Source organism: Streptomyces sp. TLI_55 (assembly GCF_900206255.1).
Lineage (GTDB): Bacteria > Actinomycetota > Actinomycetes > Streptomycetales > Streptomycetaceae > Streptomyces > Streptomyces aquilus.
The window spans coordinates 6,028,910-6,042,503 of sequence record NZ_OAOJ01000001.1 but is presented as its reverse complement, the minus strand read 5'-3'; the positions used below and the strand labels follow the sequence as shown (position 1 = coordinate 6,042,503).

Here is a 13,594-nt window from a genome sequence, read left to right as displayed (position 1 = left end):
CCCGTGGTGATAACCGATGGCTATGACGACCGACGTTCATCTGCGGGACCTGCGCTACTTCCTCACGGTGGCCGAGGAACTGCACTTCACCCGCGCCGCCGAGCGGCTGTACGTGTCCCAGCCCGCGTTGAGCAAGCAAGTACGGGCGCTGGAGCGGCAGTTGGGCGTCGAACTGTTCCGGCGCGACCGGCACGGCGTGGTGCTCACCGGGGCGGGCGAGGCGCTGCTGCCGTACGCCCGGCGGGTGGTGGACGACTGGGCGGCGGGGGCGGCGGCGCTGGACGCGGTCCGGGCGCAGGGGCGCAGCACCCTCACCGTGGGGATGAGCACCAGTCCCGGGCGGGGTGGGCTGCTGCCGGCGATCCGCTCCCGCTTCACCGCCGCCCATCCGGAGGCGACGGTACGGCTGCGCCAGGTGAGCTGGGAGGACCCGACCGCGGGGCTGGCCGACGGGGACGTCGACGTGGCCTTCGTCTGGCTGCCGCTGCCGGACGCCGAGCGTTACGCGTGGACCGTGGTCGCCGAGGAGGCGCGGCTGGTCGCGCTGCCGGAGAGCCATCCGCTGGCGGCCCGCGCGGAGATCGACTTCGCCGACCTCGCCGACGAGCCGTTCCTCGCCCTGCCCGAGAGCGCCGGTCCGCTGCGCGACCACTGGCTCGCCCTGGACTCCCGCGCCGGCCGCCCGCCCCGCATCGGCGCGGAGATCGCCGGCACGGAGGAGACGTACGAGGCCCTGGCCGCGGGCCTCGGCATCTGCCTGGTGGCCGCGGGCAACGCCCCGCTGATCACACTGGGCGGGGTGGTGACGCGGCCGGTGCGCGGGGTGTCGCCGAGCCGCTTCGTCCTCGCCTGGCGCAAGGGCGACCGCAGTCCGCTGGTGCGCGGGTACGTGGCGGCCTGCGCCGCCGTCCACCCCAACCCCGGCTGAGGGCACCGTACTTCAGGCGCAACAGGAAGCGCTCGCTGTACCCTGTCGCCACTGTGTGTCAGGAGCCGCCGACGCAACACGGGGGGACAGGGCGGATGGTCCAGACGGTGCGGCCCCGCAGCAGCCGGCCCGGTGACTTCGAGGACGAGGACGAACAGCGGCGGCTGTCGGTGTTCCATCTCGTCGGTCTCGCGGCCGGCGGAGTGATCGGTTCGGGCTGGATCCTGGGCACCCACGAGGCCTACGAGAAGGCCGGTTCGGACGCCTATCTGGCCTGGGTCTTCGGCGGCCTGCTCATGCTCCTCGTCGCCGCGGTGATGGTCGAACTCGGCACCGCCGCGCCCAAGACCGGCGGACTGGTCTTCCTGCCCCTGCAGAGCAGCGGCGCGCTGGTGGCGACGGTGGTCGCGACCGGGCTGTGGATCTTCTACGCGATCAACCTGGCCAGTGAGGCCGTCGCGATGACCAGGGGTCTCGACCCGGGGATGGAGGGCCTGCTGGACAGTTCCGACACCTTGACCCTCAAGGGCTGGGTGTGGGCGCTGTTCTTCATGGCGGTGATCGCCGCGGTCAATCTGTTCGCGCCGCGCTTCTTCTTCACCATCAACTCCTGGCTGACCGTGGTGAAGATCGCCGTACCCGTGCTGGCCGTCGTCGTGCTCATCGTGGCCGCCGTCCACGGCGACGCGACCCCGGCGCACCACGACACCAAGGGCGGCCTCGGCACCGACGCCGCGATGCGCGCGGTGGTCACCAGCGGGGTGATATACGCCTATGTGGGCTTCCAGGGGCCGCTCGACCTGGCCGGCAACATCAAGCGGCGCGGCATAGGGGAGGCGGCCCGGCTGCGGCGCGCGGTGTTCGGGACGATCATCGGCTCGATGATCCTGTACATAGCGCTCCAGGTGGTCTTCACCGAGTACTGGGTGACAGGCGCCGACGAGTCCAACCCGTACGCCCATTTCGCCAAGATCGCCGGGCTGATCTGGCTCGGCTGGCTGCTCAGGGTCGTCGCCGTGGTCTCCCCCATGGGCGCGGGGCTCGTCTTCGCCCATGCGGCGACCCGTGAGGTCGCCGCGCTCAGCCGGGCCCATCTCACCCACCGGGGCCTGCAGACCGCCCGCAAGGCCACGCTGAACCGGCGCTACGACGTCTACTGGCTGGTGCTGCTCGTCGACTTCTTCGTCGCCGGGACCGTGCTGGTGACCGTCGGCGGCAGCTGGCAGACCCTGGTGGAGATCACCGGGGTCCTGACCCTGGTCGTCTACGCCGTGCCGGGCGTGGTCCTCGTGTCCCTGCGCGACCATCTGCCGGTCCGCTCCCTGGCCCGGCAGCGCCTCCACGAGGTCCTGGCGCGGACCAGCTTCGCCCTCATCGCGCTGATCCTGCACCGGGCGGGCTGGGGGTCCATGTGGCGGGGCATGCTGACCCTCGCGGTGGGCTGCGCCCTGCTGCTGTGGCTGCCCATCCTGGCCCGCCGGCTGCCCGCCTTCGGACGGGTCTACGACGCCAAGGTGCACGTCACGCTGTTCCGGGAATGGCGCACCAGCCCCGCGGCCCAGGCGGCGCTCTGGCTGATCGGCCATCTCGCGGTGCTGACACTGCTCACCCTGGTGAGCGACACGTCGTTCGGCAAGGACTACGCGGTGCACCTCGGTGTCCTGGCCGTCGTCACGGCGCTGGTGTCCTTCCAGGGGCTGGTCACCGCATCCCGCAGACACATGGCCCGGGTGCCGCCCATGCTGCCTAAGCCGGGGGCTACCGCAGTGAGCGAATGACCTGCTTGGCCTCGTCGTCGAAGCCCCCGTTGCGCAACACGTGGACCGCCTCCTCCCGGCGGTGTGTGTCGGACCAGCGGCCCACCGTGGCGCGGAGCAGGAAGTGCCGGTCCTCCTCGGAGAGCCGGCTGTCGCACAGCCTTCTGACGATCGCCACCACGTCCTCGGGGGTCACCCGCTGCTCGTTCTCCAGGCAGCGTTCGAGCAGGTCCCAGCCGTCCTTGTGCAGCGCGTCGCGCAGCTCCCGGTCCGTCTCGTCGTACAGCTGGGCGGCGATCTCGGCGATGAGCGCGCCCGAGCCCGCGGACTGCCGTACGGAGTCCGGCGGGTCCGCCAGTTCCTTGCAGGCCCGGTAGACGGCGTCACCGCTCCTCGCGGCGCGCAGCCCCCGGACGTACTCGACGAACAGCCCGGCGCCCGCGCCCTGTTCGAGGATGTGCACGGCGAGCCGCTGGGCGATGGTCTGGGCCGCGCGGTTGCGGTCCCGGGTGCCCTCGATCCTGCCGAGCAGGACGACCAGGTCGGCGCCGGTGCGGCCCTCGGTGTGCACGGCGGCGGCGATCCGCAGCAGCCTGCGGCACTCCGGGGAGGCGTTGACGTTGCCCAGGACCGTGTCCAGCCGGTCGAGTTCGTGCGGGGAGCGCGCCGTCCTCCTGTCCCCGCCGGCCACGATGTCGGCGAGCAGGTCCCTGGTCGTACGGGTGAGGAGCTCGGACTCGTGCCAGAACCGTACGATCTCGGCGAGTTCCACCAGGTTCTCGCGGGACGCGGCGTGCCGCCGGATCCCCTCGCACTTGTCGGTGAGCGACTCCTTCGCCAACTGGCCGCAGATCTCCACGATGTCGTACTGCGAGCGCCACCGGCCGACGTGCATCATGAGGCTGTCGGCGCGGTCCGTGCCGGTCGCGATCAGCTGGGCGACGATCCGGCGGGTGTCGTGCACACGGTCCAGGAGCCGCAGCTGATCGTCGATCCACTCCTCCAAGATCCGCTCGGAGGGGCTGAGTTCATGGAGTGCTCCGGCGAGGTCCTGGAACTCCCTCGGGACGGTCTCCGACGCCTCCAGGGAGTTGTCGCCGGTGATCGAGAAGAGCGCCTGGCGGAGCAGTTCGGCCGCCTCCTCCGCGCAGCCCTCGTCGCGCAGCGCGATGTGGAGCAGCGCCTTGTCGAGGTTGGTGCGTCCCGAACCCGGGGCGGTGAAGACGCTCACCGTGCGGTCGACCATCTCCTGTTTGCCGGCCCGGCGGCACTGCCGGATGAACACGGCGACGTCGAGGACGGTCCGCTGGCAGGCGATGTCGTGGATGACGCCGTAGGTCAGCCGCAGGCTGTCGTCGTCGATGTCCTGCTCGGCGTCCCACTGTTTGATCGCGAGTTCCGCGGCCTGCAGGATGTTGCGGCTCAACGCGGCGGTGGCGAGCAGGGTGATGGCATCCCTGGTGTCGAACTCCCGCGCGGAGGCGATGAGTTCGTCGACGGAGCGTCTCAGGGCGAAGGCGTACAGGGCCCGGATCGCGGTCGCGGGCTGCGGCTGGGTGCCCCCTTCCTCCCCCTCCCGTATCGCCTTCACACGGCCCTGGAAGGTCTCCACCGGGCAGCTGGTCACCCAGTCGTAGCCGACACTCCACGTCTCCGCGTCCGCGCCGCCTCTGGCCTCCTGGCCGTCTTTCATACGCGCAGTGCCCTGTCCACCTGGTTCCAGTAGCGGGCGAAGGCCCGGGGCTCGGTGAACGCGCTGTTGGCGCGGTCGTCTATGTAGCCCGCGAGATGACGGCTGGCCTCGTCCGGCGCGCCGTTGAGGAGGGCGACGACGGCACCGGTCTTCTGGGCGTCCTTCAGCAGTTCCTCCAGCCGGTCGTCCCGGTCCAGCAACAGGGTCCTGACCCAGTCCTCGGGGGCGACCGGCAGTCGCGGGGCGAGGTCGCGGCGGGCGGGCTCCATGTGGTTGGTGAACAGCGGCGTGCCGTCCCGGGCGTCGTTGAGGGACATGCGCGGCACCTGATGGCGGGCGGTGGGGCAGCGCTCCATCTCCTGCTTCACGGCCTCCCTGAGCAGGCCGATGGTGAGCTGGTGGTTGTGGTCCTTCGTACCGTTCTGCAGGATGCGCAGCAGATGTCCGCTGAACGGTGTGCACTGCGCGAGGTCGCCGGGCAGCGAGGGGCAGCCGGCCGCGTCGGCGAAGTTCAGGTTCTTGACGGCCGTGAAGACACAGGTGCCCTCGTCCAGTTCACCGAGCACGCCCGGGAGCAGGGGCTCCTCCCCCAGCTGCGGCAGCAGATTGGAGTAGCAGCAGTCGGCGATGAGCACCTTCAGCCGGGCCCTGGCCTTGCGCATGACCCGGTAGACGTACCAACTGGACAGCCAGGTCCAGGGTTTGTCCCGGAAGGAGCGGCCCACGGAGAAATGCACCTGGGCGCCGGGAAGGTCGCTCCAGTACTGGCCGTGGCCGACATAGACGACCAGGAATATGTCCTGCGGTGTGGTCTCGTCGGCGGCCTGCTGCAGGGCCCGCATCACCCCGTCGGTCGTCTGCACCTCGTCCTCGCCGAGCACCCGGCAGCTGTCCGGCCCCCACATCCCGTCGGCGGCCAGCGTCTCGCCGTACATCTGCGCACTCGCGCCGATCGACGGGTGACTGTCGATCCCCGAGTCCTCGGCGTAGCGCGCCGGACCGATCACGACCGCCCGGAAGGCCATGTCAGTCACCCCGCTCGGGGTCGGGCACGGGCGCGGGGTCCGGCACGGGCTCGGTGTCGATCCTCGCCTCCGGCGGTTCGAGCCGCTCCCGGCGCCACCGTGCGACGACCCCCTTGACCGCGGCCACCGTGGCCTCCAGGGTCATCTCGGCGCCCTTCACAGCCACCGCCACAAGGATGACCTCCACGATCCCGCCCGACAGGACGCGCCCCTCGGCGACCGGTTCCGGCCGCCACGGCATGCTGGTCGCCGCCTCCAGCTCCGCGATCATCCGGTCCGGGTCGTCCAGTCCGGTCAGCCCCTTGACCGAAACCGAGATCCTCGTCGCCATGCACAAGCCTCCCCCGCGCCAACACCCGTATCAGCGTACCCACTTGGGCAAGCCCCATCCGGAGGACGGAAAGGGTCGCGGCAGCTTTGCCGGGGCGTGGAGGCAGCTCAGCCGGGGCGTACAAGCGGAACTCGCCTCACGCGGGCGCCGTGCGCGCCCCGTCCGTCATGCCCGGCCAGGCCTGTTCCTCCTCGACGATCGGGTGGGCCGGCTCCAGGTCCGAGACGTCGACCGCGTCCGGGGTGGCCGCGGGCAACGCGCCGCTGATCACGATGGGCGGGGTGGTGCCCCGGACGCTGCGCGGGGTGTCGCCGCGCCGGTATGCGCTGGCGCGGCGACGGGAGCAGCCTCCGGGGGCGCTGGTACGGGGGTATGCGGAGGCGTGCCGGGAGGTGGCGGAGCGACTGCGGCAGCCGCCCCGTTGATGCTCAGTTGACGCTCAGCCAGATGTGGGGGTCGGTCTCCTCCTCGTCCCGTTCCGGGCGTTCCGGCGCCACGGCGTCGTCCGCCTCGGCGGGCGGGCCACCGGGGTTCGGGGTGCGGTGCTCCTGGATCGGCCGTGTCAGATGCATGGCGTATGTGCTCCTCTCTGCCCTCTCCTCTGCCTGCTCCCCTGCCACCGGTCCCGTGTCCAGCCCCACCGCGCAGACATAGCCGCCGGGGAGCCGGTGCGCGGTGAACACGCCGGGGGTGTACGAGGTCTGCGCGACCATCGGCCCCCGCGCCCCCTCCCGGCGGCGGAAGCCCACGCGTCTCATGCCCGCCCGCAGGCCCTCGCCGGTCAGCTTCGTCGCGGCCTCCTTCAGCGCCCAGAGCGCCGCCCTGGACTCGGCGCCGTGCGGCGCCGGAGGGAGGGCGGAGATCTCCGCCGGGGTGAGGTAGGCGCTGTCGGGCAGGGCGGCCACCCGGGAGACCTCCTCCACATCGACGCCGACCCGCCCGCCGTAGGCCACGGCAGCCACCGCGTACCGCCCGCTGTGCGCGAGGCTCAGCGACAACCGCGGCCGCCCCGCGACATACGGCCGCCCTCGCGGGTCGCGGGTGAGCCGGAGGCCGGTCCACGGGGTGCCCAGGAGACGGGCGGCGCCTTGGAGGGCGAGCCAGCGGGCCAGCACGGAGCGGGTGCGGTCGCCGGGGCGGCGCAGGCGGGCGATCCGTTCCCGGTCGTCCACGGAGAGCCGGGGCAGCACCGCCCGGGCGGCCACCTCGGCCCCCGGGGTGTGGAGGTCGTAGGCGAGGACGAGGATGTCGGGGGGTAGGGGTGGGGTGGTCGTCGCGGTCATGCGGCCTCCGGGCGGTCGGGACGGGGTGGTCGCCGCAGTCGTGCCGCCTCCGGGCAGCCGGAACGGAATGGACGCCGCAGTCGTGCCGCCTCCGGACGGTCGGGACGGGGTGGTCGCCGCAGTCGTGCCGCCTCCGGGCAGCCGGAACGGAATGGACGCCGCAGTCGTGCGGCCTCCGGACGGTCGGGACGGGGTGGTCGCCGCAGTCGTGCCGCCTCCGGGCAGCCGGAACGGAATGGACGCCGCAGTCGTGCCGCCTCCGGGTAGCCGGAACGGAATGGACGCCGCAGTCGTGCCGCCTCCGGACGGTCGGGACGGGGTGGTCGCCGCAGTCGTGCCGCCTCCGGGCAGCCGGGACGGAATGGACGCCGCGGTCATGCCGCCCTCGGACGATCGGGACGGGGTCGTCGCCGCAGTCATGCCACCCTCGGACCGTCGGCACGAAACGGGCGCCGCAGTCATGCCGCCCTCGGACGGTCGGGGCGCCGTACCGGCGCCGGGGCCCGGCGTTCAGGGGCGCTCGTCGGCGCGTCGCGCCCCGGGGCGCTCGCCAAGGCCTGCGGTCCAGGAGCGCTCGCCGGGACCCGGGCCCTCGGGTCCGGGGCCGTCCCCGCCTCGCTCGCCGAGGCGTCCGCGATACCAGGGGCGAAGATGCTCAGCGCGCCCACCAGGGGGTGTTCGAGGTCGGCGAGGGAAGGTGGGGGCAGGTGCAGCGTCATGGTCGCCGTCCCTCCCCGCCCGGCCGCCGGCGCAGGCACTCCTCGGCGAAGCCCAGCACCCGCAGGTGGTACGACCGTGCCGCCCACCCCAGGCTGATGTTGTGGCCGGCGTCGGGCTGGTGGTCGATCCGGACCCGGGGGGCCGCGTCGAGCCGGTTCCGCAGCCGGGCGAGAGCCGAGGCGTCCCGGCGCCACCAGGCCTCGTGCTCGGCGAACGTGAACCGGACGGGGACGCGGACCCGTCCGGCCAGCGCGGCGAACTCCCCCGGCCACCGGGCGGCGTCCGCCAGCTCACGCTCCGGCGGCGGGGCGACGACCGCGAGGCCGGCCTGGAACGTCCCCGGCGGATACAGCCGCAGCGGACCCCAGTTGAGCTTCCAGCTCCCGGCACGTGTGCCCGGCGCGAGGGGTGGGACCAGGTATTCGTCGCCGCATCCGGAGATGTCCAGCCCCAGCAGCCCCGGCACCTTGTCGTCCGCCGCCATCCGCAACGCCGGTTTGCTGCCGAAGGAGTGGCCCACCAGGAAGACCCCGGCCCCGGTCGCGCCGTACGCCGACAAGCCACGCAGTGCCGCGGACAGGGTGGTGGCCTGGTCCGCCACCCCCTGGCCGTACGGGAGGTGACCGGCCGAGGCGCCGTAACCCGGGCGGTCGACGGCGACCGCGGCGAAGCCGAGTTCCGCGGCGAGGGCCAGCAGCGAGGTCTCCGGGTGGGCCGGGCCGTCGAAGTACGCCGCGCTCATCCCGGCCCCGTGCAGGGCGACCACCGTCGCCCTCGGCGGCACGTGCGTGGGCAGGGCGAGCCGGGCGGACAGCGGGATGCCGTCCGCGTCCAGGGTGATGAGCCGCCGGTCGACCACCGGCGCCGGGGGCGGCGGAGCGGGGGGCGCCGTGGTCATGGCCGGCCCGCCCCGCCGGCCCCCGGAACCCCGGAGATCCCGCCGGACCCCGCCGTCCCGGCCAGGCCTTCCGCGTACGCCTTCGCGATGGTCAGCGTCGCCCTGCTGTTGGTGCTCAGGGCCGTGCGGACGTACTCGATCGCGTCCTGCGCCGTCGCCTCCTTCCCCAACACCCGCTCGATGGCGGCCGTGTTGACGGTGAAGGTGTGCTGCGAGGACGCGTCGACGCCGTCGCCGGCCGGGGTGAAGGTCCAGCGGCCGGTGTGCAGGGTGATCAGTGCGGGCAGGGTGATCTGCTTGTAGACGATGCGGTCGGGGGCCAGTCCCACGCGGTACGACTTCGTGGTGTGCGTGGAGCCGTCCTTGGACAGCGTGTCCATCTCCAGGGTCTGGAGCCCGGGTTCCGGCTGGTCGAGGCGGACCGTGACGACGTGCGGCAGGCGCTCGGTCCACAGGTGGGCTTCGTAGATGAAGTCGTAGACGTCGCTCGCGGCCCCCTTGATGTGGACCACGTCCTCGAAGGAGCAGGTCAGTTCGTCGGTGGCCGCCTTCGACTCGGCGAGCGCCTTCAGGGACTCCAGCTCGGCGCGGGAGTTGCGGTCCACGACCTCGTCGACCCAGGCGAGGTCGGCCTCTTGCACGGCCCGGAAGTCGTGGCCGAGGCGGACCAGGGCCTCGCCGGAGGGCAGGTCCTCGATCTGCCAGGTGCCGCCCATGGCCGCGACGGGGGGTGCGCTGACCTCCTGCCGGAAGACGATGCGCAGCCCCTCGGGGTCCAGGGTGCGGTGCGAGGTCCAGTTCTTGGCGGTGTCGCCGGCGGTCGCCCAGATGCGGATGCGCTCCTCGCGCTCACCGCCCTCCAGCCGGTCGACGTGAATGTTGGGCGGGAACAGCTGGGGCCAGTTCTCCGCCTGGGCCAGCAGACGGTAGACGTCCTCGGCGGGCGCCGCGATCTTGATCTCGTGCTGGGACGTGCGCGGTTGGGACGGCATGGGGCTCCTCGGGTGGGAACGGGCGTTGCGCGGTCAGAAGTTGCCGAGGCCGCCGCAGACGTTCAGGGCCTGGGAGGTGATGGACGCCGCCAGGTCGGAGGCCAGATAGCCGACCAGACCGGCCACTTCCTCGGGCGTCGAGTAGCGGCCGAGGGGGATCTTGGCCTGGAACTTCTCCAGGATGGCGGCCTCGGACGCGCCGGACAGCCGCGCGTAGTTCTGCCGTACGCGCTCTGCCATCGGCGTCTCGACATAGCCGGGGCAGACGGCGTTGACGGTGATGCCGGTGGGGGCGAGTTCGTTGCCGAGCGCCTTGGTGAAGCCGACGACGCCGTGCTTGGAGGCGGAGTACGGCGCCCCGAGCACCACGCCCTGCTTGCCCGCGGTGGAGGCGATGTTGATGACGCGGCCGCGGCTCTTGTCCCGCATGCCGCCGGTGGTGAGGACCTCCCGGGTCAGCCGGAAGACGCTGTTGAGGTTGGTGTCGACGATGTCGTCCCACAGCTCGTCGGTGAGGTCGGCGGTCACCCCGCCGCCGCTGATGCCCGCGTTGTTGACGAGCACGTCGACCGTCCCGAACCGGTCGACGGCGGCCCGGACGTAGCCGCGTACCGAGTCCACCGAGCGGACGTCGAGGACCGCGCCGTCCACCTCCAGTCCCTCCTCCTGGAGTCGCTTGACCGTGGTGAGCACCTTGTCCTCGGTGCGTGAGCCGATGAAGACCCGGTGGTCCTGCTCGGCCAGCAGCCGGGCCACGGCCAGGCCGATCCCGCTGGTCGCCCCGGTCACGAGGGCGACGCGCCGCTCCTGCGGTGTCGTGTCGGTCATCTCTTCGCGTTCCCTTCAGGCGGCCGGTGCGACAAGGTGGTCACCGACAGCGTCGATGAAGGCGCGCGGTGTGGTGGCGTCGCCGATGAGGGACTCGTCGAGGTCGATGCCGTACTCCCGCTCGATGCGGCTGGCGGTCTCCAGCAGGGCGAGCGAGTCGTAGCCGATGTCGCTGAACTCGGTGTCGAGGACGTCCTGGGCGTCTCCGTCGAGGCCGCCGCCTTCGGGGGCGCCGGAGCCTTCGAGGAGGATGCGCTTGAGGTCGTCGAGGGTGAACGTGCGCTGGGACATCAGGTTTCTCCCAAAGATGCTGAAAGACGGTCAGGAACGGACGACCATCGCCGAGTTGAAGCCGCCGTGGCCGCGCGCCAGGACAAGGGCCGTGCGCAGTGCGGCGGGGCGGGCCTGGGCGCCGACGAGGTCGAGGCCATGGCGGTCGGCGGGGTCGGTGTGGATGGTCGGCGGGATCAGGCCCTCCCGCAGCGCGAGGAAGGCGGTGGCGAGGTCCAGGGCGGCGCCGCCGGCGTACAGGCGGCCCGTCATGGTCTTCGGGGCGGTGACCGGGACGCCGCGGCGGCCGAAGACCTCGACGAGCGTCTGCGCCTCGATCCGGTCGAGTTCGGGTTCGGCGGCGGCGTCGGCGAAGACGACGTCCACGTCGGCGGCCGTCAAGTCGGCATCCGCCAGGGCCAGTTCGATCGCCTTGCGCAGGCCTGGTTCGCGGCCGTCGAAGGTGGCGGCGTACCCGGCGATCTCGCCGTACACCCGGGCCCCGCGGGCGCGGGCGGCGTCGGCCGCCTCCAGGATGAGCAACGCGCCGCCCTCGCCCGGGACATGACCGGCGGCCCGCTCGTCGAAGGGCAGATAAGCGCGGCCGGGATCGCCGGCCGTGCTGAGCCGGCCGCTGGTGTGCAGTCCGACCCAGCCCCAGGAGCACAGCAGGGCGTCGACGGCTCCCGCGACCACCAGCGAGGTGCCCTTGCGGATCTGCCGCCGGGCCTGTGCCACCGCGTCGAGGCCGCCGGCCTGGTCGGTGACGACGACGCCGCTGGGGCCCTTCATGCCGTTGCGGATGGAGATCTGGCCGGTGTTGACGGCGTAGAACCAGGCGAAGGACTGGTACGCGCTGACGTACTCGCCGCCCTTGCTCCACAGGCTCTTCAGCTCGTGCTGGCTGAACTCGAAGCCGCCCGCGGAGCTCGCGGTGATGACGCCCATGTCGAAGGCCGGCAGGTCGGCGGGGCGTACCCCGGCGTCCGCGAGCGCCCAGTCCGCGGCGACCAGGGAGAGCCGGGTGACCTGGTCGGTCTGCGGCATGAGCCGGCTGGGCAGGTGCTCCTCGGCGGTGAAGCCGTCGATCTCGCCGGCGAGCTTCGCCGGGTAGGGTGCCGCGTCGAAGCGGGTGAGCGGGCCGATGCCGCTCTTGCCGACGCGGGTCGCGCTCCAGTAGTCCTTCGTGCCCAGCCCGTTGGGGGCGGTGATCCCCAGGCCGGTCACCACCACGGAGGCCGTCATGCCGCCGTCCTTTCGGGTCGGGTCAGCACCATCGCGCTCTGGAACCCGCCGAAGCCGCTGCCGACGGTGAGGACCGTGTCGACGAGCTGGTCGCGGGCGGTCAGGGGCACGTAGTCGAGGTCGCACTCGGGGTCGGGCGTGTGCAGGTTCGCGGTCGGCGGTACGACGTCGTGGCGGATCGCGAGGACGGACGCGGCGATCTCGATGGAGCCGATCGCGCCCAGCGAGTGCCCGACCATCGACTTGATGGAGCTGACGGGGGTGCGGTACGCGTGGTCGCCGAGGCTGCGCTTGAAGGCGGCGGTCTCGTGCCGGTCGTTCTGCTTGGTGCCGGAGCCGTGCGCGTTGATGTAGTCGACGGCCGTGGGGTTCATGCGCGCCTCGTCCAGCGCGACGGTGATCGCCTCGGACATCTCGGCGCCGTCGGGGCGCAGGCCCGTCATGTGGTACGCGTTGCTGCGGGTGGCGTATCCGGCGATCTCCGCGTGGATGCGGGCGCCGCGGCGCCGCGCGCTCTCCAGCTCCTCCAGGACGAACACCGCCGCGCCCTCGCCGAGGACGAACCCGTTGCGGGTGCCGTCGAAGGGGCGGGAGGCGTGCTCGGGGTCGTCGTGGCGGGGTGTGGTCGCCTTGATCGCGTCGAAGCAGGCCATCGTGATCGGTGAGATCGGCGCGTCGGTGGCGCCGGCGACCATGACGTCCGCGGTGCCCTCGCGGATGAGTTCGACGGCGTACCCGACCGAGTCGAGCCCGGAGGTGCACCCGGCCGACACCACGCTGCTCGGCCCCTGCGCCCCCACGGCGCGGGCGACCTCGGCGGCGAAGGAGCTCGGCACGAAGTGGTTGTAGAAGAACGGGTCGGCGTAGGCGTGGTCGACCAGGTCGAGCCGGCCTCCGTCGCTGACGGCGCGGTAGTCCTCGTCGAGGCTCATGGTGGCGCCGACCGCGCTGCCGATGGTGACGCCGATCCGGTACGGGTCCAGCGCCTCGGTGTCGAGCCCGCTGTCGGCTACGGCACCGCGCGCGGCGACCACCGCGAACTGCGCGGCCCGGTCCATGCGCCGCACCTCGTGCGGGGTGAGGCCGTGGGCGTACGGGTCGAAGTCGATCTCGGCGGCCACCCGGGACCGGAACTGGGCCGGGTCGAAGAAGGTGATGCCGCGGGTGGCGGTGCGGCCCTCGCTGAGCAGGGACCAGAAGGCGGCGGTGCCCACCCCGCCGGGCGCCAGCACCTCCATCCCGGTGACGACCACACGACGCCCGCTCATACGGCGGCCTGCCAGCTGTAGAAGCGCGTGGCCATGGCGTCGGAGGGAGAGCGCCAGGTCGGCGGGTCGAAGACGGTGATGTACGGCAGGAGGTCCTGCTGGATCTGTACGAACCGCGGGTCCAGCTTGGCCTGTTCGATCAGCCGGCCGCCGTCGGCGGACTCGAAGTCCTGGATGTGGAAGTACAGGCCCTCGCAGGCGAAGAGCCGGCGGCGCCGGGTGCCCATGGTGTGCGGCAGTTCGGTGCCGGTGTCGAAGTCGGCGAACAGCTTCGCGACGGTGTCGAGGTCGGACTCGTCGAGCCGGGCCACGATCATGGTGCTGTGCATCCGGTGCGGGTGGGCGACCGGCTGTCC

General features: G+C 72.3%; 15 protein-coding genes and 1 pseudogene. 3 read left to right on the top strand and 13 right to left on the bottom strand.

The features are described from left to right. The first annotated feature begins 16 nt into the window (after positions 1-16). Positions 17-928: a LysR family transcriptional regulator gene (locus CRP56_RS28025; RefSeq protein ID WP_097268583.1), complete on the top strand. Its 912-nt coding sequence runs from the start codon at positions 17-19 to the stop codon at positions 926-928. 95 nt (positions 929-1,023) lie between these two features. Then, entirely contained in the window at positions 1,024-2,706 is a 1,683-nt protein-coding gene (locus CRP56_RS28020) for an APC family permease (protein WP_097268581.1), read from the top strand. On the opposite strand, the gene CRP56_RS28015 is transcribed toward CRP56_RS28020, so the two are convergent. The 4 genes from CRP56_RS28015 to CRP56_RS48525 all read right to left on the bottom strand — a co-directional run bounded on the left by CRP56_RS28015 (position 2,687) and on the right by CRP56_RS48525 (position 6,005). Continuing rightward, on the bottom strand, positions 2,687-4,378 hold the full coding sequence (locus CRP56_RS28015; protein ID WP_097268579.1) for a hypothetical protein: 1,692 nt from the start codon (positions 4,376-4,378) through the stop codon (positions 2,687-2,689). The genes CRP56_RS28020 and CRP56_RS28015 overlap by 20 nt on opposite strands. Beyond that, positions 4,375-5,403 carry a caspase family protein gene (locus CRP56_RS28010; RefSeq protein ID WP_097268577.1) on the bottom strand — a complete coding sequence of 343 codons (1,029 nt, stop codon included), beginning with the start codon at positions 5,401-5,403 and terminating at the stop codon, positions 4,375-4,377. The genes CRP56_RS28015 and CRP56_RS28010 overlap by 4 nt, the downstream gene beginning before the upstream one ends. A 1-nt stretch (position 5,404) precedes the next feature. Next, on the bottom strand, positions 5,405-5,734 hold the full coding sequence (locus CRP56_RS28005; RefSeq protein WP_101924596.1) for a hypothetical protein: 330 nt from the start codon (positions 5,732-5,734) through the stop codon (positions 5,405-5,407). 136 nt (positions 5,735-5,870) lie between these two features. Further along, positions 5,871-6,005 (bottom strand): hypothetical protein, encoded by a 135-nt coding sequence (locus tag CRP56_RS48525; RefSeq protein WP_257042097.1) that lies wholly within the window; start codon positions 6,003-6,005, stop codon positions 5,871-5,873. Between CRP56_RS48525 and CRP56_RS48520 the strand changes: the two are divergent. Continuing rightward, a pseudogene (locus tag CRP56_RS48520) lies at positions 5,977-6,159 on the top strand (LysR family transcriptional regulator); the annotation flags it as partial. The gene CRP56_RS48525 and the pseudogene CRP56_RS48520 sit on opposite strands and share 29 nt — an antisense overlap. A gap of 3 nt (positions 6,160-6,162) precedes the next feature. On the opposite strand, the gene CRP56_RS28000 reads toward CRP56_RS48520, so the two are convergent. The 9 genes from CRP56_RS28000 to CRP56_RS48515 form a co-directional block, all read right to left on the bottom strand. Further along, positions 6,163-7,017 carry a 4'-phosphopantetheinyl transferase family protein gene (locus CRP56_RS28000; protein WP_143664952.1) on the bottom strand — a complete coding sequence of 285 codons (855 nt, stop codon included), beginning with the start codon at positions 7,015-7,017 and terminating at the stop codon, positions 6,163-6,165. A 458-nt stretch (positions 7,018-7,475) separates the two neighbouring features. After that, positions 7,476-7,736 carry a hypothetical protein gene (locus CRP56_RS47220; protein WP_143664951.1) on the bottom strand — a complete coding sequence of 87 codons (261 nt, stop codon included), beginning with the start codon at positions 7,734-7,736 and terminating at the stop codon, positions 7,476-7,478. Further along, positions 7,733-8,635 (bottom strand): alpha/beta hydrolase, encoded by a 903-nt coding sequence (locus CRP56_RS27995; RefSeq protein ID WP_097268571.1) that lies wholly within the window; start codon positions 8,633-8,635, stop codon positions 7,733-7,735. The genes CRP56_RS47220 and CRP56_RS27995 overlap by 4 nt, the downstream gene beginning before the upstream one ends. Then, positions 8,632-9,627 (bottom strand): aromatase/cyclase, encoded by a 996-nt coding sequence (locus CRP56_RS27990; RefSeq protein ID WP_097268569.1) that lies wholly within the window; start codon positions 9,625-9,627, stop codon positions 8,632-8,634. Before CRP56_RS27990 ends, CRP56_RS27995 begins: the two co-directional genes overlap by 4 nt. A gap of 33 nt (positions 9,628-9,660) precedes the next feature. Further along, entirely contained in the window at positions 9,661-10,455 is a 795-nt protein-coding gene (gene fabG, locus CRP56_RS27985; RefSeq protein WP_097268567.1) for a 3-oxoacyl-ACP reductase FabG, read from the bottom strand. A gap of 15 nt (positions 10,456-10,470) precedes the next feature. Beyond that, positions 10,471-10,746, bottom strand: coding sequence for an acyl carrier protein (locus CRP56_RS27980; protein WP_179851133.1), 276 nt, complete (start codon positions 10,744-10,746; stop codon positions 10,471-10,473). Between the two features lie 30 nt (positions 10,747-10,776). Then, a complete protein-coding gene (locus CRP56_RS27975; RefSeq protein WP_097268563.1) occupies positions 10,777-11,970 on the bottom strand; it encodes a ketosynthase chain-length factor in 1,194 nt (397 codons plus the stop codon). Beyond that, complete coding sequence (locus CRP56_RS27970; protein WP_097268561.1) at positions 11,967-13,238, bottom strand: beta-ketoacyl-[acyl-carrier-protein] synthase family protein; 1,272 nt, start codon at positions 13,236-13,238, stop codon at positions 11,967-11,969. Before CRP56_RS27970 ends, CRP56_RS27975 begins: the two co-directional genes overlap by 4 nt. Continuing rightward, a complete protein-coding gene (locus CRP56_RS48515) occupies positions 13,235-13,567 on the bottom strand; it encodes a TcmI family type II polyketide cyclase (protein ID WP_257041995.1) in 333 nt (110 codons plus the stop codon). Before CRP56_RS48515 ends, CRP56_RS27970 begins: the two co-directional genes overlap by 4 nt. Positions 13,568-13,594: the final 27 nt, after the last annotated feature.